This is a genomic window from Arthrobacter sp. B2060 (assembly GCF_059090445.1).
Genome location: NZ_JBNHFR010000001.1, coordinates 99602 through 121848, shown reverse-complemented (window position 1 = coordinate 121848; position 22247 = coordinate 99602). Strand labels below are relative to the sequence as shown.

Sequence of the window (22247 nt, the reverse complement as noted above, 5' to 3'; positions counted from 1 at the left end):
GGTGCAACCGGGGTCTGACATTTTTTGTTCTTCAGTCCGGTGTGTTGCGCAGCCGGAGCACCCGCTGCTTCGCAAGCTCCGCCGTCCGCTGGCTCCGTTCAGCGGCCCGGGCGGCTTGCTTTGCCTCTGCTGCTGCCGCCTCGCGGTCCTTTCGGGCGGCCTCCAGCGCGGCCTCCAATGCCTTTAGCCGTTGCCTGGCCTCCTGGACGTCGGCCGTCAGCCGGGTGAACTCCCCGGACGCCTCCCGGAAGGCTTCCTCCCGGGTTTCGGCCTCCGTCGCGGCTGTTGCCGCCGCCGTCTCGGCCTCCGCGAGGGCGGCAAGGGCTTTATCCAGGATGGAGGGCGACGGCGGACGGGGCGTTCGTCCCACGGCCTGGAGGCGGGGCTTCTCCGGCGCGTCTGCAGGCTGTCGCCTTGTCGACGGCTTCGTCGGCTGCCTCGATCGCCCGCCGGCCGCGCGTGGAGTTTCCGGTTCCGGGCCCGCCGGCATCGGCTGCGGCGGTGCGGGCGGCTCGGGCAATTGCCCGAGCGCGGAAGGAACGGCGACCGCGCCTTCGAGATCAACCCGGTCCACGCCGTCGGCCGTAAGAACCCGCAGAAGCATGCCGCTCTGGACGGCAGCGGCCGCAGCCGCGTCTGCTGTGGCTGCCCGCAGCGTTTCTTCCACTTCAGAGGCCACCGGGCCGCTGATGGCCCGGCCCTGCTGTTCCGCAGCGAGACGGGCGGCGCTGACGGCTTCAGCGAGGAGCTTGCGCCGCTCCCGGGACAGCTCCCGCAGGGCCGCGGCGTCGAGCGCGGCTTGCGCGCCCTGCATCGTCTCCCCAAGGTTCCGCAGCTGCCGCACGGCCTCCGGCATGTGGTGCGCCAGCATGTTGACCGCCCAGGCCGCGGCTGAGGGTTTGGGAAGGGCTTTGATGGCCTGGGAGAGCGGCCGGTTGGACCCGGCCGCGGCGGTCTTCGCAGCGGCGGCGCGGGCTGTCACGAATTCGTCGAAGGGCAGGGCATACAGGCGCCCGGCGACGTCGGCAAGCTCCTGCTCTTCCATGAAGGCCATCTTAGGACGGCGGCGATCGCCGCATCGCACCACGCGGTGAACGGATTTCGTGTAGGGATTCCGCGCCCCAAAGGGCCGACGACGGCTGGGGGGACACCGCCCTGGTCTCAGACAGGCGGCACCGCCGCCGGCCCAGCCCCGGTGATCCACTTCCCATTATCCTCCCTGTTAAGGCGGTGAAACAGCTTGGCGGACAACATCATTCATGGCTGCGGGTGGCTGCGGATCCTTGTCGGCGGGTGGCTGGTGCCGGCGGACGTGCTTCTATAGGGCGGCCAGCAGTTGCCGCATTTCCTGGATTTCGGCTTCCTGTGCGCTCACGATGTCCTTGCTGAGTTTGACCGCGTCCGTATTCTTACCGGCAGTGGTCTCGGTCTTGGCCATAACGATCGCGCCTTCATGGTGGGCGATCATCTGCTGCAGGAAGAGCCGGGCAGCCTCCCTTCCCTGGGCGGCGTCGAGCTTCTTGAGGTCCTCATCGCCCACCATGCCGCCCATGCTGTGGCTGCTGTGGCCGGAGGGCATCTGCGTGGGTTCGTTCCAGCTCTGGAGCCAGCCGGTCATCAGATCAATTTCTGGGTCCTGGGCGGCCTTGATCTTGGTGGCCAGGGCCGTCACCTGGACAGGAATGTCCTGCTTCTTCAGCATCTTGTCGCTCATGTCCACGGCTTGGGCGTGGTGCGGGATCATCATCTGGGCGAACGTGACGTCCGCGGCGTTGTGATCGGTGGCCGAGTCCGGGGCGCCGGTGGAGGGTGCGCTGGAGGAAGTGCCGCCGTGGTCCATGCCGGGCATGGACGTGCCTGAGGATCCGGTGCCGGATCCGCTGGCGCAGCCGGCCAGGGCAAGGGCTGCGGCGATGGCTGTGGCGGAGAGGGGGAGAAGTTTCTTGTTCATGGCAAATCAGGTCCTTCAGATCATCATGGGCGTATGGTGCCCCGGGAGGTGCGCATCAGGGCTGCGGGCTGCGGCCCGGACGGGCCGCAGCAAGGGACTGCGCGGGAACTGGTCATTTCCGGCGCAAATATCCTGCTTTACGTCCTGCTGATGGACAGCTCGCCCGGCGACGGACTGCCGGGAAGATAGGGATAGGACCCGTGGACGGCCGCGGGCGCGCCTGCGCTGGAGACGGCGCCGAAAACGGCCGTGCCCGGCACCGGGACGGTCAGCGACCCGGTCTTCCCTGACGGGGTACAGGACACCGTCATCGAGTGCATGCCCGCGCAGTTGCCGGAGCAGGAGCACTCCTCGGCCGAGACGCCGTCAGCATTGTGCCCGCCCGAAGAATGGCGGCCAGAAGACGTGCCGGGGGTGCTATGCGCCGCATGACCACCAACCGCTGCGGATCCTGCATGGTCCGTCGCAGCGTGCGCAGCCGTGAGGGCGGCAGGGGGATGCATGCCGTGGCTCCCCGTGATGACGTGCATGCCCAGGATTCCGGCGAGGACGGCAAGGATGCCGGCCAGCAGCCCGGCGCGGCAGAAGAACGCGGACGCGGCGTTCCGGCGGGATGCAGCCATGATGCTCCTCCTTCCGTTCGGGCTGGTGTTTAGGCTACCGGCCTTGACCGGGTGGCCGGTGCTTTAGGCCGGTGGGTCAACGAACCGCGGCGGGGTTGAGTTTCACCCGCCGCAGCAGCTGGGCATTGAGCGCAACCACGATGGTGGAGGCGGACATCAGCACCGCGCCCGCGGCAGGGGAGAGGACGACGCCGGCAAAGGCCAGCACCCCGGCGGCCAGCGGGACGGAAATGATGTTGTAGCCGGTGGCCCAGACCAGGTTTTGCCACATCTTCCGGTAGCTGGCGCGGGACAGATCGACCATCGACAGGACCGCCCGGGGGTCGTTGCCTGCCAGCACCACCCCGGCTGATTCCATCGCCACATCGGTACCAGCACCGATGGCGATGCCGACCTCCGCCCTGGCCAGTGCCGGGGAGTCGTTCACGCCGTCACCAACCATGGCTACCCTCATTCCGCGTGCCTGCAGCTCCGCGACCTTCTTGTCCTTGTCGGCGGGAAGGACCTCGGCGAAGACCTCGTCGATGTTTAGCTCGGCGGCGACGGCGGCGGCGACCTGGTGGGCGTCGCCCGTGATCACGGCGACCTTGATGCCCCGTCCTTGAAGGGCCGCGACAGCCTGGCGTGATTCTTCCCGGACCGCGTCCTCCAGGCTCACGGCGCCCAGAATCCGGTTTCCGTCCACGATGTGCAGCACGGCTGCGCCGCGGTCCATCCACGTCCGGGTGGCCGCTGACAGGGCTTCGGGTTCCGTCCTGCGCAGTTCCTTCAGCAGCGCCGGGCCGCCGACCTGGACAGTTCGCCCGCCGACGGTGGCGCGGACGCCCCGGCCTGTCATGGATGTGAAGCCTGTGGCCTGGGGGAGGTCCAGGCCCTGCTGGCGGGCCGCCCGGACGATGGCGCGCGCCACAGGGTGTTCGCTGTCGGACTCGACGGCGGCGGCCAGGGCCAGCAGTTCCTCACGGCTGATGCCGTCCGCAGCGGCAACATCTTTGAGCTCCGGTGCGCCCTTGGTCAGGGTGCCGGTTTTGTCGAAGAGGACGACGTCAATGGTGCGCATGCGTTCCAGAGCCATGCGGTTCTTGATCAGTACGCCTGCCCGGGCCGCCTGCTCGGTGGAGATGGCGATAACCAGCGGGATGGCCAGGCCCAGGGCGTGCGGGCACGCGATGACCAGTACGGTCACAGTCCGGGTGACGGCATCCGGAACGCTGCCCAGCAGGGTCCAGGCGATGAAGGTGATGGCACCGGCAGCCGTTGCGAAGTAGAACAGGAAGGCCGCGGCCCGGTCGGCCAGCGCCTGGGCTTTGGAGGATGAGGCCTGCGCCTCGGCAACCAGGCGCTGGATGCCGGCCAGCGCGGTGTCGTCTCCCACGGCGGTAACGCGGACCCTGACCGTGTTCTCCGTGGCGACCGTTCCGGCGACCACGGAATCACCGGCGGACCGGAGCACGGTCTTGGATTCGCCGGTGATCATTGACTCGTCGAATTCGGCCTGGCCGTCGATGATGGTGCCGTCTGCGGGCATGCGGGCGCCGGAGCGAACCAGCACCGTGTCCCCGGGCTGAAGGTCTGTGACGCTGACCGTTTCCGTGCCCGTGGAGGTGATGCGTTCGGCCTCATCGGGCAGCAGGGCGGCCAGTGCGTCGAGGGCGCCCCGGGCGGAGCCGAGGGCGCGCATTTCGATCCAGTGGCCCAGCAGCATGATGGCCACCAGCAGGGCCAGCTCCCACCAGAAGTCCAGATCGAAGCCGCCGATCCCCAAGCTCGTCACCCAGGAAGCAACGAAGGCGACCGTGATGGCCATGCCGATCAGCAGCATCATGCCTGGTTTCCGGCTCCTCAGCTCGTTCAGGCCGCCTTTGAGGAATGGCTGGCCTCCGTAGAGGAAGATCACCGTTCCCAGGAGGGGAGGGATCCAGATCGAGCCCGGGAATTCGGGCGGCATGTAGCCGAGCAGGTGCCCGAACATCGGGCTGAAGTACACCACCGGCACCGACAGGACGAGCGTCAGCCAGAACCTGTCCTTGAACATGGCCGTGCTGTGCCCGGCATGCTGGCCGTGGCTGTGCACCACATGGTCATCCTGGGCGCCGTGGCCTGCGTGGCTGTGGCGTCCGGGCGCGGTTGCCAGCGCCGCCGGCGGGGACGTCGACGCCCCGCCGCTGCCGGCGCCGTGTGGAGTGTGATCGGGGTGGTTATGGTGCTGAGTGTGGTCTTCCATGGTTCCTCCCTTTGAGGATGCGGGCTGTCCTGCGGACGGGATCTCCCGGGACAGCGGACCGGATTAGCGGGGGACCAGGCTGTATCCGGTGGAGGCGACGGCGTCATGGATCGCCTCGCGGGGCGCAGATCCGGAGATGACCAGGCGGGAGCGGCCGCCGGGGACTAGGTCGACAGATGCGGCTTCCACGCCCTTCACCGAGGCGAGGGTCTGCTGAACTGTCGCGACGCAGTGACTGCACGTCAGCCCTTCAAGGGCGTATTCGGCATCTTCGGTGGCCGCCAGGGATTCTGTTGTCTCATGCGAGCAGCAGCTGCAGCCCGAGTCGGCGGACACCAGTGGGAGTTCCTTACGGGATTCATTTCCGCACATGTCAGTTCCATTCCTTGAGAAGAAGTTATGGTCGCTGGGGTTGAACGGCTGTGACGGCGATGCGATGCACCGGCCTGGACATACCACTTCACTGACAACACCCTCAATATACCCCCAGGGGGTATAGCTGGCAAGTGTCTGAGGCCCTGAGCTTGTTCCGCTTTAAGCGAGTGCTTGAAGTGAACGATGCCATCAGGATGCGGGTCCGGCTCCCAGACGATGGGCGGTTTCCCGGGAGCCACTGTCGATCTGCAGCAGCTGCAGCGCCTCGGCAGCCGGAGATCCCGGATCGGCTGCGTACATCAAAATCCGGTGCCCGGACTCATCCGGCGGCGTGAGGACCTCGAAGTTGAGTTGCAGGTCGCCAACTTCCGGGTGGTGCATGAACTTCACGCCCGACATGCAGTTCTCCACCGGGTGTTTGGCCCATATGTTGGCGAATTCCTCGCTTTTCAAGGTCAGCTCACCGACCAGGGAGACCAGTTCCTGGTCATCGGCTGTGCGCCCGGCCACGAGCCGCAGGGACGCGACAGCACGCGTTACCTCTTCCTGCCAGTGCGTGTACAGCTCACGCGTGTGGCGGTCAAGGAACAGCAGCCGGGTCATGTTCGGACGGGTGGCGAGCATGTCGGGTGCGGCAAAGTCCAAATGGCCAGCCACCAGGCGGTGCCCGAGCGGGTTCCAGGCCAGGACCTCACTGCGCCGTCCAAGCACGACAGCCGGAGTGCCGGACATGGACCGGATCAGTCGGAGCGTTCCGGGCCGGACCTTGTCCGGCCTGGTCAGTGTGCGGCGCTTGCTCCTCCCCGGACGGGCCAGATTGAACAGGTGGGCGCGTTCGTCTTTGTTCAGGTCCAGCGCCCGGGCGATCGCGTCAATCACGGATTCAGAGGCATTGTTGCTCAGTCCCTGCTCAAGGCGGGTGTAGTACGTGTTGCTGACTCCGGCGATCATGGCCAGTTCCTCCCGGCGGAGGCCCGGCACACGGCGGATGCCGTAGTTCAGGAGGCCGACGTCTTCGGGCTGCAGTGCTGCCCTTCGGACACGAAGGAACTCCCCAAGTTCACTGAGATTGCTCATGGGGCTCATTCTGCCGGTCTTCAATGTCCGTGTCCTGTCACTGGGAGGGGTAGGCAGCGGAGGGTGTGGTTGATCCTCGGAGGGTCCCTGAGTCTGGAGAGGTGAAAGTGCCGCCAAATGCGGCCATATCTGCAGACAAGGATCACGCATATGACCACCCAACCGGAAGTATTCACCGGAGCCGGTATCCCGCCGTCGTTCGAGACCGAGACTTCGGCTGCCGGCAAGATGACCGGCCGGCAGCGGCTGGCGCTCATCGTCCTGCTCGCCGCGAGCTTCACCCTCGCCGTCGACTTCTCCATCCTCAACGTAGCGCTGCCGGCCATCGGCGCCGACGTCGGCTTTACCCTGGAAAACCTCCAGTGGATCGCCACGTCGTTCGCCCTCTGCGCCGCGGGGCTGACCCTGCTGTTCGGACGGGTCGCGGACGTGGCCGGCCGGCGGAAAATGTTCCTCATCGGCATGGCCCTCCTAGGCGCCGCGTCTCTGGCAGGAGGCCTGGCCGGCGACCCCGCCCTGCTGCTCATCGCCCGTGTCGGGCAGGGCATCGCCACGGCCATCGTGGTGCCCGCCGCACTGTCGCTGCTGCTGAACTCCTTCCCTGAAGGAGCACTGCGGGACAAAGCCCTTGGACTTAACGGCTCGCTCATGGCAGCCGGGTTCACCACGGGAGCAATCCTGGGCGGGCTGCTGACGGACCTGCTGAGCTGGCGCTGGGCGTTCTTCATCAACGTCCCGGTCGCCGCCGCGGTGCTGCTCATCGCCCCCGCTGTCCTTGCCGAAAGCAGGCCCACCACCAAACTCAGGCTCGACGTACCAGGCGCCCTCTCAGTGACTCTGGGCCTGTTGGCGCTGGTCTTCGGCCTGACCAACGCCGCTGAGCACTCCTGGAGCCACCCCCTCACCCTTGGCTCCCTCGCTGCGGCCGTGGTGCTGTTCATCGTTTTCACCGCCCTCGAGCACAAGGCCCCGTCGCCCCTGGTGCCGCTGGGTGTCCTGAAGCGCTCCACTGTCGCGTGGGGCAACATCGCAGGAATGCTGGCATTCGTCACCGAAACGTCCCTGGTGTTCCTGCTGACCCTGTACCTGCAGCAGGTCCTCGGCTACACCCCGCTCGGCGCCGGCCTGTCCTTCGCGGTGCTGGGCCTGGGCACAGTTTTGGGCGGCATTCTCGGACCCAAGGTCATCGCCAAGGTCGGGAACAAGAAAGCCATCCTTTACGGTTTCATCATCCAGGCCATCGCCACCGGAGCCCTCGTCCTGCTCAGCGCCGACCCGGCATCCATCGTCCTGCTCCTGGCGGCCACCTTCATCGGCGGCGTCGCCAACCTCGTCGTCATCGTCGGCTTCATGGTCACAGCCACATCCGGGCTGCCCGATACCGAACAGGGCCTTGCAACTGGCCTGACCACCATGAGCCAGCAGATCGGCATCACCATGGGCATCCCGATCATGAGCGCCATCTTCACCGCCCAGTTGCTCGCCCTGGGATCCACCTCAAGCCCGGCGGTTCTCAACAGCGTGGCCCTGGCCATCGGCGTGAACGCCGGCCTGTGCCTCGCCGCGGCGCTGGCTGTCGCGCTTTTCCTCCGCGAACCAGTCCCAGCGGAAGCTGTGAAATCCATCGCAATGCCGCCCGCCGACAAGGACGTTGCCAAGCTGGCAGGCGGCTAGGCTCAACCTGTGATGAGTTCGCAGAACGACGACGAACGCTACGTCGTCCGCCGGTGGTGGAGGGGGAGATCACTGCCTTGGGCGGCCCTGGTTGTTGTCTCCATAGTGCTGACAGGCATCGCCCTGGAGCGGACTGCATTCTTCTTATACGAACCTGTCCCGGCGTTTGTTGAGCGGCTGCGCGTGGGCAGGCTGTTCATGCTCGCGGGGTCCGCCGCGTCGATTGCAGCAGCGGTGTGGTCACAGGTCCGGAGCTACCCGCTTTGGGTAACGATCTGCGTGGCCGCGCCGGCAGTGCTGGCTGGCATGGCGACGATGATCACGGCGCCCCCGTCTCTGACTCCACAGATCGCCGGTCTCGTCGCCCTACCGGCAGCCCTGGCAGGGCTGGTCGGAGGGCTGCTTTTTCGGCGCCAAGGGACGATCCAGCCTGGTCATGCGTCAGACCCATGAACCCGCCTGGGTGTCCTCAGCGCCGGCGGCATCATGGCAAGCCTTGGGCTGCTGCTCGTCGTGCCGGTGGTGCTCGCGATCCTGTCCGGCGGCTTTGGCCGGTGCAATTGTGACGGTGAAGCGACGGGACGCATGAGCACTCTCCGGCGGTGACAGGGTTTCCGGGTGGCCGGCGGGGGCGGTGACCGCAGTCAGAGCGCGCGAATGGCGTCAGGGTGACGCTCTCTCCGTGCCAGCCCGCGGACTACAGCCAGTCCACCGTGTCGACGCACCGCAAGCTGCGCCAGGACCGTTGCGACTTCCTCGTAGGCCTTCTGCGGCAGATCCGGCCCCCTTTTGTCTCCCACGCTGACGGCAAGGTCATCGAGGTGAACGACCAGTTCCACCAGGCGCGTCCTCAGATACTCCTCCACAGTCACTACGACGCCGTTAAGGACTTCGATGCGCTGGTCCATCACCGCCTCATTGAGACGCGTGGACAACCGTTGACGCGCTTCCCCGACCTCCCGGGCCAGAGACTCCGGTCCGACTGAGGCAGCATCCCGGGAGCGGGCGCGCACAGCTCGGTGGAAGTCGCTGTCTACGGGGTCGTGTGCGCCCAGCACAGCAACCATGTATCCGGCGGCGTCGGTGACCTCAGTGTTGTCGGCGGCGGGTACGTCGATGTACTTCTCAACTGTCAGCACGCCACGCGCCAGGTGCCCAGTCAGGCCGGCGACGGTGTACCCCTCAAGGGCACTGGAGTCCTCCCAGTGCCTGGCTACAGCCTCACTGCAGAGTGCCACCTCAACCCGTTCAGCCGCAGCCAAGAATGTACTGAGCACGCTGGGCCATGAACTAGTCACACAAACTCCGATTCCGCTGTCCCATGACTCCTACTCCGGAGGGTCCATGCCGCTGCCATTGCTCGCGAACCGTCCCGAGAGGAACTTACCAGCCAGGCGGCGGCCCTAAGGATTTATCTGCGTCACGCAACAGATTAATCGTCAAATGACGATTAATCTGTTAGAGTTGCACCATGATCTCGACATTCGCGAAGTTTCCGCAGGGCTGGACATCCTTCTCCCGAGCCACCGGGATGCGTTTCCCCGCCGGGGAATGCCACATCCAGACCGACAAGGTCATGGACGGCGAAACCCCGCTCTACCTGTATCTGACGGGCGCGGACGCCAACGATTACGTCACCGCAGGCATGTGGATCGACTACGCCCACCAGGCCGGCCACAAGGTCACCGCCCTCATCCCGTACCTCCCCGGGGCCCGGCAGGACCGCGGCAACCCGTTCGGAGCCAAGGTGTACGCCAACCTGATCAACGCCATGGAAGCCGACGAGGTCGTCTGCTTCGACCCGCATTCCGAGACGATGCCCGCCCTGGTGAAGAACCTGCGCGTGGTCCACTCCGACTCCGTGATCAAGAAGGCCCTCCGCAAGCACCTGGCCGGATACGCCGGCATCATCTGCCCCGACGCCGGGGCCCGGGAGCGGACCGAAAAGACTGCGGCAACCCTCGAGCTGCCCGTCTACTACGCCACCAAGCACCGCGACTTCACCACCGGCCGGCTCTCCCACTTCGAGTGCGAAGAACTTCCCGCCGACGGCAAGTTCCTGGTCGTTGATGACATTTGCGACGGCGGAGGCACCTTCCGCGGCCTCGCCGAAGCGACCGGCCTGCCCAAGGAACGCCTCGACCTGTGGGTCAGCCACGGGGTGTTCTCCGGGAACGCCGCCGCCCTTAACGAGCACTTCGGCAACATCTTTACCACCGACTCCCACCCCGGCGCCGTCAACCCCTCAGTCGGGGCCAGCGTCTCACCCCTGATTCACCACCTCCTCGAAGGGACCAAGTAACCATGAGCACCGTCCTCAGCACCCGAATCACCGCCCCGTCCGTCACCGCCGCCCTGTTTGAGACGGACGCTTACAAGCTGGGCCACCGCGCGCTCTACCCCGCGGGGACCACAGGTATCCTCAGCAACTACACCAGCCGCGGTTCCCGTATCGACGGCGTCACCAAGGCCGTCCACTTCGGCCTCCAGGCCTTCCTGCAGTCCTACTGCATCGAAGCGTTCGCACCCTTCTTCGCAGCAGACGAGGACGAGGCCGTCGCCGAATACGCAGCCGTCCTCGAATCGATCCTCGGTCCGAACGACATCGAGACCGACCACGTCCGCGCCCTGCACCGCCGCGGCTACCTGCCCCTGATCTTCCGCGCTGTTCCGGAAGGCACCAAGGTGCCGCTGCGCGTTCCCTCCTTCACCATCGAGAACACCGAGCCGGAATTCTTCTGGCTCGTCAACTACATCGAGACGGTCCTCTCCGCCGCTGTCTGGCACCCCTCCACCACAGCGACCATCGCCGACCACTACCGCGGCATCCTGGAGGAGGCCGCGGAAGTCACAGGCGTGGACCGGGCGAGCGTGAACTGGCAGCTGCATGACTTCTCCTACCGGGGCATGACCGGCACGGCAGCCGCAGCCGCCAGCGGTGCCGGACACCTGCTGTCCTTCACAGGCAGCGATTCCCTTGCCACCCTCGACTGGGTCAACCGCTACTACCCGTCTGAAGCCGGGAAGGACAACGGACTGGTTCTCGGCTCGGTCCCGGCCACCGAACACTCCGTGATGTGCGCAGGCATCAGCGAATCCAGTGAACTTGAAACTTTCGAGCGCATCCTGGACAAGCACAAGTCCGGCATCGTGTCGGTGGTTTCCGACACCGACGACTTCTTCAAGGTCCTCACCCAGATCCTGCCGGCGCTGAAAGACCGGATCCTGCAGCGCGACGGCAAGCTCGTCATCCGCCCCGACTCCGGTGATCCCGCAGACATCATCTGCGGCACGATGTCCCGCCCGGGTACCGTCGTCGCCGACCAGGTCCGCACCATGGACGAGTCACCGGAGTTCTACGGCGCGGTCCAGCTGCTCTGGAACGTCTTCGGCGGCACCACCAACGCCAAGGGCTACAAGGTCCTCGACAGGCACATCGGCCTCATCTACGGCGACTCCATCACCATCGACCGTGCCAAGGACATCTGGACCCGTCTGGAAGCCATGGGCTTCGCCTCAGAAAACATCGTCTTCGGGGTCGGATCCTTCTCCTACCAGTACGTCACCCGCGACAGCCTCGCCTCGGCCATCAAGGCCACCTGGGCAAAGATCAACGACGTCGAGCACAACCTGCTCAAGGACCCGGCCACCGACAACGGAACCAAGAAGTCCGCCACCGGGCGCCTGGCCGTGTTCCGCAATGACGACGGCGAGCTGTACCTCGTGGAGAAGGCCACCCCGGAGCAGGAAGCGGCGTCGCTGCTCCAGCCGGTCTGGGCCAACGGCCAGTTCATCCGCCGCCAGTCCTTCGCCGACGTCCGCGCAGTCCTCGGCAACATCGCGTCCTAGGCAATCCCGTGGCACCGACAAAAGGACCCGAAATGGAACCACATACGGTCGCCGCATGCCTGGCCAGCGCCGAGCGGGAGCTGGATGGATTCGAACGCCAGCCCCCGCTCGGTGCCCGCGCCTATCTGCGCGGCCGAAACTCGCGCCGCGCAATCATCCTCGAACTTAGAGAAGAATTGACGCATGACCAAGAGTGACCTTCCGCAGCAGCCGCTCGTCTCCATCGACACGGTGCCCCTGATTCTCCGCGAAGGCCAGTGGCGCGTTGTGCTCGGCATCCGCGAGTTCGAGCCGTACGTCGGCCAGGCTGCCCTGCCAGGCGTGCTCCTGCGTCCCATGGAGAGGCTGGCGGAGGCAGCGCTCCGCGCGCTCGAAACGAAGGTCAACATCCCGGAAAAGCATGTCCTGTTCCTGATGAACACGGGTGCTTTCGACAATCCCGACCGCGACCCCCGCGGACCAACCCTCTCAATCGCCCATCTTGCCGTGATCGACCCGGAGGACGAGCCCGAGGGCGTCGTCTACCAGCGGCTGGCCGTTACCACCGACCTGCCCTTCGACCACTCTGCCATCATCATGGCCGCCGCCAAGGCAGCGCTGGACGCGCTTTGGGTGAACGAGATGCTCACCCGCGCCCTGCTGGGGGAGAAGTTCAGCACCGCGGACGTCGCCCGCCTCATGCGAGACCTCTCAGCGGCCGCCTCGGAGAACGAACCCGACACCTCCAACCTGGGCCGGGAACTGGCGCGGAACCCACGGCTGGTCAAGGCAGCCGCCCCTGCCGCGCCGGTCGGAAAAGGACGCCCCGCAGCGGCGTGGGCCTGGGCAGAATCTTGGTCCAGGCCGACCCGCAATGCGGCCTCCTAAGCGGCGGGCGCATCCTCAATAAGAGCTCCCGGACGTCGGCGTACAGGAACAGGTTTGGCGCTCAGCGGCCAAGCTCGGTGGAGAGCCGATGCTTGGCAGGGATGTTTAGGGCAGACTGGTGGCGTGAGCGGAATCCGGTGGGTGCTGCATGTCGATCTCGACCAGTTCATTGCGGCGGTCGAAGTGCTCCGGCGGCCGGAGCTTGCGGGCAAGCCGATCATTGTCGGCGGTCGGGGCGACCCCACGGAACGAGCTGTGGTGTCCACCGCATCCTACGAGGCCAGGGCGTTCGGGGTGGGTTCGGGAATGCCCTTGCGCATTGCGGCCCGGAAAGTGCCCGACGCAGTGATTCTGCCCGTCGACCAGGAGGCTTACCTCGCGGCGTCTGAAACGGTGATGGCCACCCTGCGCGCGCAGCCCGGCGCCACCGTGCAGGTGCTGGGCTGGGATGAAGCCTTTGTAGGCACTGAGACAGAGGACCCGGAAGCCTACGCCCGGCAGGTGCAGGCGGCTGTCCTCGAGCGAACGCAGCTGCATTGCAGCGTGGGCATCGGCGACACCTTGGTCCGAGCCAAGGTCGCCACCGGTTTCGGTAAGCCGGCCGGCGTCTTCCGTCTCACTGCCGGGAACTGGCTCGACGTCATGGGCAGCCGGCCCACCAAGGACCTGTGGGGCGTCGGAACCAAAGTGTCGGGCCGGCTGGCCAAACTCGGCATCAACACAGTCGCCGAGCTCGCAGCGTCAGACCCCCAAGACCTGGTCCCGGAGTTCGGCCCCAAGATGGGTCCCTGGTACGCGGAGCTCGGACGCGGGGACGGCGCCAGCGTTGTGGATGACACCCCGTGGGTTGCCCGCGGGCACAGCCGGGAGACCACCTTCCAGCAGGACCTGACCGAGCCCGCCCAGGTGGACGACGCCGTGAGGGAGCTGACAGCGCGCGTCCTGGAGGATGTTGTGGGCGAAGGACGGCCCGTGGTTGGGCTGACCCTTAAAGTTCGGTACGCGCCGTTCTTCACCAAGACCCACGCGAAGAAGATTCCCGAGACATTCGACCGGAACGAAATCCTCGCGCGGGCCTTGGACCTCGCAGCCGGAATCGAAGCGGGCCGTCCGATCCGGCTCCTGGGCCTGCGGGCTGAAATGGCAATGCCCGATGATGCCCGAAAGGGACATACGCCGACGCGTGGCGGTTGGTGACGGCCTCGGTCGACGATGACGCCACCTTCGACAAGCCGGAGTCTCGTGGCCGAACGAGAGGCGGTGTTGATGGCCTCTTGGACGTGGACGGAAAGCATCGCGATTGACGTCTTCTCCAGCGTCCAAACCGGTCCGCCCTCATGTTGATGACGGGCACCCTGTCTCTGTACTCAAGGCCTCGGCGACTCAGCAGCTTTAACCAGCAAAAAACCCCGCATCATCGTCGAGATCAACGACAATACGGGGTTCTTCCCGAGCTTCCTATCAGAATCGAACTGATGACCTTTTCATTACGAGTGAAGGAATCACGGGGCCTCACGGGCAGTCCCGGTGGTGGTCTGAGCCCTGTCATCTAGCCAAATTTCCTGGGCGAAGCACTCACGGACCCTCCCGTCAGTCACTTTCCAAAGTGTGCCCCAAAGTGTGCCCTTCAGGGGTGATGTCGAAAAGTGACACCTGCCGTCTTTCGTGCGGCATAGGGAAGGCTGTGAAGAGAAATGAAGACACCGAGAAGACAATCTGGCTGACCCGCAAGGAGGCAGCAGAGCACATCCGGCTCAGCCCGGCCACCCTCGCAAATTGGGCAAGCCTCGAGTGCGGACCTGAATACGTCCGAATCGGCCGGGGCCGCGTCCTCTATCAGTTGGCCGACATTGAGGCTTGGATGCAAAACCAGGCGAAGAGGGCAGGCTAAATGGGCCGCGCAAAGATGCCCGCCTGGCAACTTTTTCAGTACAAACCCAGGAAAGACGAATCTGGTGTGTGGACAGCCCGAAGCCGGTACAACGACGATGCGGGAGTTCGGCATGACATCAAGCGGTCAGGCCGGACCAAAGGCGCCGCCGACCTTGCCTTGCGGCGTGCCGTCGAAGAGGCTCAAAAACAAGCCGAACAGCGTAAGAAGGATGCCGAAGAAGCCGAGGCGGAGGCCTCTGTCGTAACTCTGGAAGAGCTGTCGGAGCGCTGGTTGCAGGTACGCAAACCTTCCCCTGTGAAAATCGATCACATCACCCAAACCGGTGCGTCGCCTACCAACGGCCTGCGTATGCAGACATGGACCTCGTACGCAGGAAACCTCCGTCGCCATCTACTTCCTGTCCTGGGAGGATTCCCTGTGGCTGAGCTGAAAACCCCCGAGTGCGAAAATGCCATCCATAGCCTGTACGACAAGGAAACCGGAACGGGGTACAGAACCGCAGATATGGCTAAACAGGTGCTTAGCCAGATCATGGACTACGCCGTACGCCAAGGGCTTCGGCCAGACAACCCTGTCCGCTTTGTCTCCAAGGTGCCCAGCCCCAGGAAGCTCCCGACAAGACTGAAGCCATCCACGGTGGCAGCAGTACATGAGGCAGTACGCGCCCGGCAGCCAGAGCCAGGAGTCGGAGGGCCCAAACCGACCGGACGGCTGTCCGACGTTGTGGAATTCCTCTTCGCTACCGGCGTTCGCATTGGTGAGGCACTTGCCGTGCGCTGGGACGACATCCATTTCGATGGAGACCGCATCTTGGTAACGGTGAGTGGCACCTTGGTTGAGAAAGACGGACTCTTCTACCGTCAGGACTATCCCAAGACCGATAGCCAACGGATACTGCAGCTGACGCAGGACTGGATCCAAGCCATGATTCGGCAACGGCACAGGAACAAGCGTCCCACCCGCACCAACGCTGTTTTTGCCACACGGAACGGGACCTTCGTCCGGCCCAGCAATCTCAGGGACGACCTGAAGAAGGCAAAAACGGCAGCCCATATCAGCGAGAAAATCACGCCACACCTCTTCCGATCAACGGTCAGCAGCGAGATCGCTGAGCACTACCGCGATGAAGCCGCGCAACAACAGCTGGGCCATTCCTCACCCGAGACGACACGCAGGCATTACATCCATCGACCGGAGATTGTGCCCGACTACTCAGACGGACTCAAGAATGTCGCTCCTCCAAAGAAAGGAAACTCTGAGTCTGACTGACCGTCTTTCAGTTTCCCGGTCGCTACACAAGATTGGTCCACGCCTTTAGGCATTTCCGCTGGTGTTGCGGACTGCAGTGCTTGAACGCATGGCTGGGCTCTTGATGATTCGTCTGCAGCGACGGGCCAGACCTCGACGCTTTTTATTGCTCATCCAGCATGCGAGAAATTTGTCTTTGCTCGGGCTCTGACGCTGTATTACGCCGTGCTTCGGAGAGGTCCACGCCCGCTCAGTGCGCCATAATCACTTGAGCTTCTTCTGCATGCCAGTCAGCCGTTCCACGAGCCCGACGTGGTCGTCGGTCAGGCAGTTGCGGCATTCGACGAGATCCAGTGCCATGGGACGTGCCTTCCGAACGTGCTCACGGGTTGGGGCCACCCAAACGTTAGCAACGCATGTCCCGACCAGTTGAAGACCGCCACAAAATCGAACAGCGGTCCGGGGCAGCCGCTAGCCTCGACGCGGCGATGAGAACCGCTCGATGATCCTTTCCACTTGGCGGGCGATGCGCGACCAGGGGCCGTATGGCCCCCAGATCTCCGGCGGGAAGAGGCGCCGCCAGAAAGTCAGGAACCGGTCAGTGATGGGTTGCAGCCAGGACAGAACCCTGCAGAGGATGACAATGACCCAGCTCGGGGTCGCGTACATGCACAGGTTGATCAGGCCGGCATCGACGTCGAGGATGATGTTCTTCATTTCCGTCCAGGTGGGGAAGAACGTCTGCGTCTTGTTGAACTCGATGACGAACCCGGCAAGCTTTCCTTTCCCGGGGTTGAGGAACTCGCGCGTGAAGGCCCAGTCTTCGCTGGTGCCGGAGGTCGGGTATGTCGTGGACTGCCACAGCCAGAAGGCCTGTTTGCTGACATACCCCTGGTTGCGGACGGCATTGATCCCGTCGCGTATCACGTTGGCAGCGGCGGTGACCTCAGCCTGGCGGGCTGCCGGGAAGTACTCGCCGTAAGCATCGTCGGCTACGCCGCGCTTCCCGTCCCAGGCGGTGTTCATGAACGACTTGGAGGCGTCTGTGCTCTGGTTCTCGTCGTCACCCCACGGGTACAGGACGTTGCCGGTGTAGGAGTGCACGTCCACGAAGTAGCGGGTCTTCGGGAAGCGGTCCACGAGCCATTGGACGTTCCGGCCCTCGGGCTCGGAGAACGGGCCGGTCCCGTGGAAGAGAGGAGATGCCGGATCTTCCGAGGCGAGGGTGCCTGCGTACGCAGATGGGGAGAACTTGGTCTTGAAGTCCCAGAGGAAGTCATAGTTTCGGTTGACGTCCACGCCGATCTTTGCCGGGTCGCCGCCGCTGCTGGCGGGGTTGCGGTTCTTCCGCCAGAGCGCCTGGTTGGAGTTGGGCGCCCCGCCCATGCTGTATTTGCGCCCGTCAGGGTTGATGTCGGGGAAAACAACGACATCTGTGCGGTCCACGATCGTGCGGATAGTTGAGGCGGTGAACGTCTTCCCGCCATAGGCGAGGCCCGAGTTGGTGGTATAGGCCTTGAGGAGGTCTGCGGCGAGGTTGACCAGGACATCGGGGCCACCCCACTCGCGGGCGTGCACACCACTGACGAACACCAGCGTAGGCCGGCAACGGAAGCGCGGGTTTCCGCGGATCAGGAGAGCGTGGCTGCGGAATCTCTCGTGCGTGAGGTTGGGCAGGTCGAACAGTTGCGTCAGCCCGGGATAGGTGTTGTTGAGCCCGATGAGGGCCGATTCGATCTCGGTGACGTTGAGGAATGTCATGACCCTGCCTTCCCGCTGGGGTCGGTGTTCTCGCCGACCTTGCGGCCCAGACCTTCGGGTGCGATGCGGCCGCCGTCGTACCGGTCGCCTTTGCCAACTTCATCCAGGCGGACACGGGCCTGCTCCGACAGGTTGTCGCCGACGCTGATTTCGTACCCGTCGGCGCGGAGGGTTTCGATCTGCCGGGAGGAGAGGAACGCGTCCAGCGACCCGGTCCCGTCTTGGTTGTCGGAAATGTTCGGGTGGTCGCCGATGTCGACCTCACCCTCGCGGAGCAGCTGGTTGATCTGCTCCGGGTTGCCTTTGACCTTGACCGCGAACCTGTCGTCCGCGCGTTCCGGTCCGCTGTCGTCGGCTGCCTGGTCTGTCATTGCGTGGACTCAGTCCCCTACTCGGCTCGGCCCTCCCCCGCGCATATGCTACGGCGAACTCCCGTTCGGCAACAGTGCGGAAACCTACTATTCTGGCGGCCGGTAGCCGGGTCAGGGCGGCGCGTCCTGGCGAGAGCGGCACCAACGTCCGCGATAAGGGATGCGGACAAGGTTCCGCTGGCTCACAGGGCGGATGCTGGCGGTAACCTTTCCTCTTTTTCACCGCTGCGTTCGTCGGCACTCTAACCTCAGAGAAAAATCTGAGTGACTGGGGGACTTCGATGAGACCATTACTGACCGGGACCGTCCTGACGGCGGCGATGCTGCTGAGCGCATGCTCCACGCCGGAGCAGGGGGCCCAACAGGCATCCACAGCGGCGCACCTATGTTCCAGCCGCAATCTAGGGCGAAATCGCAGGAAAAACGCAGGATCTCCGCCAAAGCTCAAGAACAAAAGAACTTCTAGGTTAAAGTTTTGGCGGGGGCCCGGGCCGTTCAGAGTACTCGTGTTTCCCGCCCCCGCCCGTCCGCCGGTGCCAGCGCCGGCCATGTCCCTGAGGACCACATGCCAGCACCGCGCCTGACCAGCGTCGTCGCCTCACTCAGCGCCGCCGCCCTCTTGCTCAGCACATTGTTCGCCCTTCCCGCGGCAGCCGCCCAGGAGCCGGCCATCGACCCGGGGCCGGTGGCACCGCCTTCAACAGCCAAAGAGCTGCCCGCCCAGGCGGCCAACCGCTTCGTCGTGAAGTTCAAGCCCGGGACTGCCGGGGCCGCCAGCGCGCGGGCCAAAGCCTACCGACAGGCCGGCCGCACCTCAAGGGTCTCCGTGAAGGAGCTCCGGGCGACGGCCACCGGGGAAACCGTCGTCCAGACCAGTGAGACTCTGACCCCCGGCGAACGCGCCAGCGTCGTCGCCTCACTGCGGGGTCAGACCAATGTCGAGTACGTCGCGCCGGACACCTTCGTCCGACCAGCCGCGACCGTCTCCGACCCTTTCTTCCAGTACCAGTGGGACTATTCGGAATCCACCGCCGGCATACAAGTACCGGCCGCGTGGGACGTGACCACCGGTCGAGGGGCCACCGTCGCCGTCATCGACACGGGCATCACCACGCACAGCGACCTGGCGGCCAACATCGTCCCCGGCTACGACTTCATCTCTGACCCGGGCATCAGCAACGACGGGGACGGCCGCGACACGGACGCGACCGACGCCGGTGACTACTGCAACGGCGCACCCTCCTCCTGGCACGGAACCCACGTGGCCGGCACTATCGCCGGAGTCGGCAACAACGGCCGAGGAATCGCCGGCGTCGCCTACGGCGCCAAGGTCCAGCCGCTCCGTGCCCTCGGATCGTGCGGCGGCTACATGAGCGACATCGCCGACGCCGTCGTCTGGGCCGCAGGCGGAACGGTCACCGGCCTGCCCGCCAACCCCACGCCCGCCCAGGTCATCAACATGTCCCTTGGCGGCTCAGGGCAGTGCGAGGCCTACTTCCAGTCCGCTTTGGACTTCGCCTCATCCAGGGGAACGGCTGTGATCGCCGCGGCCGGCAACGAGAACTCGCCGACCTCCGAGTCCACCCCCGCCAACTGCGACAAGGTCATCACCGTCGGCGCCACCGGCCGGGACGGCAGCCGGGCGTTCTATTCCAACTACGGCCCGGAAGTGGATGTCAGCGCACCCGGCGGTGACGCGACCGCCAGCGGTTTCAACGCGATCCTGTCCACGTGGAATGACGGCGAGACCACCGTCGGCACCGAAGCGTACGGCTTCATGCAGGGCACCTCGATGGCCGCACCCCACGTGGCCGCCCTCGCCGCGCTGATGATGACCTCCGGTTCCACCCTCACCCCAGCCGATGTGGAAGCGAAAATGAAGGCCACCGCCAGGCCGCTGCCCGGCACCTGCGACACGGGCGGCTGCGGCACCGGTCTGGTCGACGCGTGGGCGGCAGTCCGGGCCTCGATGCCCGTAGCACCCGCGCTCACTCCCGGGAAGCCAGCCATTCTGGGTAACCCAGAGTACGACCGGACATTGACCGCAGACGAGGGCGCTTGGACGCCGACGGGACTTATCTACAGCTACGAATGGCGGCGCAACGGCGAGCCCATTCCCGGCGCCACCGACCGCAGCTACCATCTCGACCTCGGCGACCTTGGTGCGTCCATCAGCGTCCGGGTCGTTGGTTACAAGCAGGGATGGGGCTCCGCCTCCGCGGTTTCTGACCCCGTAGTCGTCCCGGAACCGACACCGATCGCTACCATCGCTCCTGCGCCGAGTGACACGCCCACGCCGGAACCCACCCCCACGGAGACGGTCGCGCCTTCGCCAGCCTACGCCCCCTCGATTACGGGTGAGGCGAAAGTCGGCTCAACGTTGACGGCTCAGGAAGGCAGATATGGTTTCTGGACCTACCGGTGGTCGAACAGCGATGGTCCCATCGCCTGGGCCAACGGCAGGACCTACACTTCAAAACCTTCCGATCTCGGGAAGACCATTACGGTCACCGTCACGGTGCATAGCCTGTCACTGGATGAGGGGACCGTCACAGGAACCTCCGCCCAAACCGAGCCGGTCTCCGAAGGGACACTCACTGCCCCCAAGCCGACCGTCGCCGGTGACCCGGCCGTCGGTGCCACACTTTCTGCGGTTCCGGGCACTTGGACAGGGGACGCAACTCTTCGCTACCAGTGGTACCGGAGCGGTGCGTCAATCCCGACAGCGACGGCAAGGACTTACACTCCTGTCGCCGAAGACTTGGGACAGCCGCTCACGGTCGCCATCGCCGGCTCCGTTGCCGGCTACACTCCGCTCACGGTTGAATCCGATGCAACGGCACCAGTTGCCGCCGGCACCCTTACCGGAGCCACTCCTACGATCACTGGAACGGCAACTGTCGGCCAGAAACTGACTGCAGTCGCGGGTATCTGGACCGCGGGCACCACGCTGAACTACCAGTGGTACCGGAATGGAGTCGCCATCCTGGGCGCAATGACCAGCTCGTACACAACGGACGCCGCAGACCTCGGTCATCCAATGGCCGTCACGGTCACAGGAGCCAAAGTCGGATACTCATCGCTGACTCTTGGGTCTGCGGCAACGGCAGTGGTGATCGCTGGAACGCTCAGTGCCAGCAGCCCTTACATCCCGTCCAAGGCACCGCAATTGGGGGTCCAGATGCTGGCAGCCGACATGCAGTCGACGTGGCCCTCGGGCACCCGGATAACCAAATCCTGGTATCGGGCCGGAGTGCAAATTCCCAACTCCGGCAGCGTCTTCTACACCCCGCACGTGGAGGATGTCGGAAAGACCTTGACGATCAGAGTGACCGGCACGAAGGACGGCTACACACCGTTGACCTTGGAATCGGCCCCGACCGCTCCCGTTCTGGCAGGAACGCTTGCTGACCCAAACCCCATCATTACAGGCACCCCGAAGGTTGGATCTGTTCTCACAGCGCATGCGGACACTTCAAAGTGGCCGTTCATCACGCCAACTTTCCAGTGGCTTCGATCGGGCGCAGTCATCACCAACGCGAACAGCTCTGCCTACACCCTCACAGCCGCGGACTTGGGTAAAACGATCAAGGTCCGAGTTACGGGCGCCAAGGCCGGTTACACCACACTCGTCAAAGATTCACCCCAAACATCCTTGGTCGCCCTCGGGACGCTTTCAGCACCAACGCCGGTCATCAGCGGGACCAGGAAGGTGGGCTACGCGCTGACCGCAACGCCGGGCGCATGGACTGCGGGCACCACGCTGAAATATCAGTGGTACCGCTCCGGCGTCGCCATTGTCGGCGCCACCGCCTCGAAGTACACGCTGCCGGCTGCTGACCTCGGCAAGACTATGAAGGTCCGTGTCACCGGATCCAAGCCCGGCTACACCACCGTTATTAAGGACTCAGCTTCAACGACCGCCGTGGTCGCGGGCACCCTGGTTGCCCCGACCCCGTGGATCTCCGGCGTACCCCGGTACGGCTACACCCTCACCGCCAACACTGGCACGTGGACCTACGGGACGACCCTGAGGTACCAGTGGTACCGCTCCGGCGTTGCCATCACCGGGGCCACCGCCAAGACGTACCGCCTCGTCGCCGCGGACCGTTACGACACCCTCAAAGTCCGGGTTGTCGGGTCCAAGGCCGGGTACACGACGGTCACCAAATACTCCGGCCCCACCCTTCGGATTCCCTAGCAGCGTGGCTATCCCGACCTCAGCCCCGTGGCCGGGATAGTTTTTGCTATTTTCGAGACCCGCAGCCATTTTCTTGCTGCGGGTCTTCGTTTGGAGCTAACCGACGAAGACGCCAGTGAGCGATGAGTGCTG

19 protein-coding genes are annotated in these 22247 nt (G+C 64.9%); 10 read left to right on the top strand and 9 right to left on the bottom strand.

What is annotated here, in order from left to right:
• Positions 1-31: 31 nt before the first annotated feature.
• The 6 genes from AC5RUM_RS00615 to AC5RUM_RS00590 all read right to left on the bottom strand — a co-directional run bounded on the left by AC5RUM_RS00615 (position 32) and on the right by AC5RUM_RS00590 (position 6250).
• Entirely contained in the window at positions 32-1045 is a 1014-nt protein-coding gene (locus tag AC5RUM_RS00615; protein ID WP_494033130.1) for a hypothetical protein, read from the bottom strand.
• A gap of 273 nt (positions 1046-1318) precedes the next feature.
• Positions 1319-1951: a DUF305 domain-containing protein gene (locus AC5RUM_RS00610; RefSeq protein WP_494033129.1), complete on the bottom strand. Its 633-nt coding sequence runs from the start codon at positions 1949-1951 to the stop codon at positions 1319-1321.
• Positions 1952-2088: 137 nt separating this feature from the next.
• Positions 2089-2574 (bottom strand): hypothetical protein, encoded by a 486-nt coding sequence (locus AC5RUM_RS00605; protein ID WP_494033128.1) that lies wholly within the window; start codon positions 2572-2574, stop codon positions 2089-2091.
• 76 nt (positions 2575-2650) lie between these two features.
• Entirely contained in the window at positions 2651-4798 is a 2148-nt protein-coding gene (locus AC5RUM_RS00600; RefSeq protein WP_494033127.1) for a heavy metal translocating P-type ATPase, read from the bottom strand.
• Positions 4799-4861: 63 nt separating this feature from the next.
• Entirely contained in the window at positions 4862-5170 is a 309-nt protein-coding gene (locus AC5RUM_RS00595; RefSeq protein WP_494033126.1) for a heavy-metal-associated domain-containing protein, read from the bottom strand.
• Positions 5171-5362: 192 nt separating this feature from the next.
• Positions 5363-6250, bottom strand: coding sequence for a helix-turn-helix transcriptional regulator (locus tag AC5RUM_RS00590; RefSeq protein ID WP_494033125.1), 888 nt, complete (start codon positions 6248-6250; stop codon positions 5363-5365).
• A gap of 228 nt (positions 6251-6478) precedes the next feature.
• On the opposite strand from AC5RUM_RS00590, the gene AC5RUM_RS00585 reads away from it, so the two are divergent.
• Together AC5RUM_RS00585 and AC5RUM_RS00580 are read left to right on the top strand one after the other, a co-directional pair.
• A complete protein-coding gene (locus AC5RUM_RS00585) occupies positions 6479-7924 on the top strand; it encodes an MFS transporter (protein ID WP_494033853.1) in 1446 nt (481 codons plus the stop codon).
• Positions 7925-7933: 9 nt separating this feature from the next.
• Positions 7934-8377 carry a hypothetical protein gene (locus AC5RUM_RS00580; RefSeq protein ID WP_494033124.1) on the top strand — a complete coding sequence of 148 codons (444 nt, stop codon included), beginning with the start codon at positions 7934-7936 and terminating at the stop codon, positions 8375-8377.
• A gap of 191 nt (positions 8378-8568) precedes the next feature.
• On the opposite strand, the gene AC5RUM_RS00575 is transcribed toward AC5RUM_RS00580, so the two are convergent.
• Positions 8569-9222 carry a maleylpyruvate isomerase N-terminal domain-containing protein gene (locus tag AC5RUM_RS00575; protein ID WP_494033123.1) on the bottom strand — a complete coding sequence of 218 codons (654 nt, stop codon included), beginning with the start codon at positions 9220-9222 and terminating at the stop codon, positions 8569-8571.
• Between the two features lie 173 nt (positions 9223-9395).
• On the opposite strand from AC5RUM_RS00575, the gene AC5RUM_RS00570 reads away from it, so the two are divergent.
• The 7 genes from AC5RUM_RS00570 (at position 9396) to AC5RUM_RS00540 (ending at position 15803) form a co-directional block, all read left to right on the top strand.
• Positions 9396-10226, top strand: coding sequence for a phosphoribosyltransferase family protein (locus AC5RUM_RS00570; RefSeq protein WP_494033122.1), 831 nt, complete (start codon positions 9396-9398; stop codon positions 10224-10226).
• 2 nt (positions 10227-10228) lie between these two features.
• Positions 10229-11773, top strand: coding sequence for a nicotinate phosphoribosyltransferase (locus AC5RUM_RS00565; protein ID WP_494033121.1), 1545 nt, complete (start codon positions 10229-10231; stop codon positions 11771-11773).
• Positions 11774-11805: 32 nt separating this feature from the next.
• Positions 11806-11970, top strand: a complete 165-nt coding sequence (locus AC5RUM_RS00560) for a hypothetical protein (protein ID WP_494033120.1) — start codon at positions 11806-11808, stop codon at positions 11968-11970.
• Positions 11957-12640, top strand: a complete 684-nt coding sequence (locus tag AC5RUM_RS00555; RefSeq protein ID WP_494033119.1) for a hypothetical protein — start codon at positions 11957-11959, stop codon at positions 12638-12640. Before AC5RUM_RS00560 ends, AC5RUM_RS00555 begins: the two co-directional genes overlap by 14 nt.
• A 123-nt stretch (positions 12641-12763) precedes the next feature.
• Positions 12764-13837, top strand: coding sequence for a DNA polymerase IV (locus AC5RUM_RS00550; protein ID WP_494033118.1), 1074 nt, complete (start codon positions 12764-12766; stop codon positions 13835-13837).
• 487 nt (positions 13838-14324) lie between these two features.
• Positions 14325-14531 (top strand): helix-turn-helix transcriptional regulator, encoded by a 207-nt coding sequence (locus AC5RUM_RS00545; protein ID WP_494033117.1) that lies wholly within the window; start codon positions 14325-14327, stop codon positions 14529-14531.
• Positions 14532-15803, top strand: a complete 1272-nt coding sequence (locus AC5RUM_RS00540; RefSeq protein WP_494033116.1) for a tyrosine-type recombinase/integrase — start codon at positions 14532-14534, stop codon at positions 15801-15803. It begins immediately after the preceding gene.
• Positions 15804-16253: 450 nt separating this feature from the next.
• Here the strand turns inward: AC5RUM_RS00540 and AC5RUM_RS00535 are convergent, their stop codons facing one another.
• Both AC5RUM_RS00535 and AC5RUM_RS00530 read right to left on the bottom strand, forming a co-directional pair.
• Positions 16254-17543 (bottom strand): M14 family metallopeptidase, encoded by a 1290-nt coding sequence (locus tag AC5RUM_RS00535; protein WP_494033115.1) that lies wholly within the window; start codon positions 17541-17543, stop codon positions 16254-16256.
• Positions 17540-17914, bottom strand: coding sequence for a hypothetical protein (locus AC5RUM_RS00530; RefSeq protein WP_494033114.1), 375 nt, complete (start codon positions 17912-17914; stop codon positions 17540-17542). The genes AC5RUM_RS00535 and AC5RUM_RS00530 overlap by 4 nt, the downstream gene beginning before the upstream one ends.
• Positions 17915-18479: 565 nt before the next feature.
• Here AC5RUM_RS00530 and AC5RUM_RS00525 point away from each other — a divergent pair.
• Positions 18480-22115, top strand: coding sequence for a S8 family serine peptidase (locus AC5RUM_RS00525; protein ID WP_494033113.1), 3636 nt, complete (start codon positions 18480-18482; stop codon positions 22113-22115).
• Positions 22116-22247 lie beyond the last annotated feature (132 nt).

Bases quoted from the DNA above. Each gene is read 5' to 3' on its own strand.
- AC5RUM_RS00605 (WP_494033128.1), bottom strand. From the start codon at position 2,574: ATGGCTGCATCCCGCCGGAACGCCGCGTCCGCGTTCTTCTGCCGCGCC.
- AC5RUM_RS00610 (WP_494033129.1), bottom strand. From the start codon at position 1,951: ATGAACAAGAAACTTCTCCCCCTCTCCGCCACAGCCATCGCCGCAGCC.
- AC5RUM_RS00565 (WP_494033121.1), top strand. From the start codon at position 10,229: ATGAGCACCGTCCTCAGCACCCGAATCACCGCCCCGTCCGTCACCGCC.
- AC5RUM_RS00570 (WP_494033122.1), top strand. From the start codon at position 9,396: ATGATCTCGACATTCGCGAAGTTTCCGCAGGGCTGGACATCCTTCTCC.
- AC5RUM_RS00525 (WP_494033113.1), top strand. From the start codon at position 18,480: ATGCCAGCACCGCGCCTGACCAGCGTCGTCGCCTCACTCAGCGCCGCC.
- AC5RUM_RS00555 (WP_494033119.1), top strand. From the start codon at position 11,957: ATGACCAAGAGTGACCTTCCGCAGCAGCCGCTCGTCTCCATCGACACG.
- AC5RUM_RS00590 (WP_494033125.1), bottom strand. From the start codon at position 6,250: ATGAGCAATCTCAGTGAACTTGGGGAGTTCCTTCGTGTCCGAAGGGCA.
- AC5RUM_RS00615 (WP_494033130.1), bottom strand. From the start codon at position 1,045: ATGGAAGAGCAGGAGCTTGCCGACGTCGCCGGGCGCCTGTATGCCCTG.
- AC5RUM_RS00560 (WP_494033120.1), top strand. From the start codon at position 11,806: ATGGAACCACATACGGTCGCCGCATGCCTGGCCAGCGCCGAGCGGGAG.
- AC5RUM_RS00595 (WP_494033126.1), bottom strand. From the start codon at position 5,170: ATGTGCGGAAATGAATCCCGTAAGGAACTCCCACTGGTGTCCGCCGAC.
- AC5RUM_RS00540 (WP_494033116.1), top strand. From the start codon at position 14,532: ATGGGCCGCGCAAAGATGCCCGCCTGGCAACTTTTTCAGTACAAACCC.
- AC5RUM_RS00600 (WP_494033127.1), bottom strand. From the start codon at position 4,798: ATGGAAGACCACACTCAGCACCATAACCACCCCGATCACACTCCACAC.
- AC5RUM_RS00530 (WP_494033114.1), bottom strand. From the start codon at position 17,914: ATGACAGACCAGGCAGCCGACGACAGCGGACCGGAACGCGCGGACGAC.
- AC5RUM_RS00535 (WP_494033115.1), bottom strand. From the start codon at position 17,543: ATGACATTCCTCAACGTCACCGAGATCGAATCGGCCCTCATCGGGCTC.
- AC5RUM_RS00585 (WP_494033853.1), top strand. From the start codon at position 6,479: ATGACCGGCCGGCAGCGGCTGGCGCTCATCGTCCTGCTCGCCGCGAGC.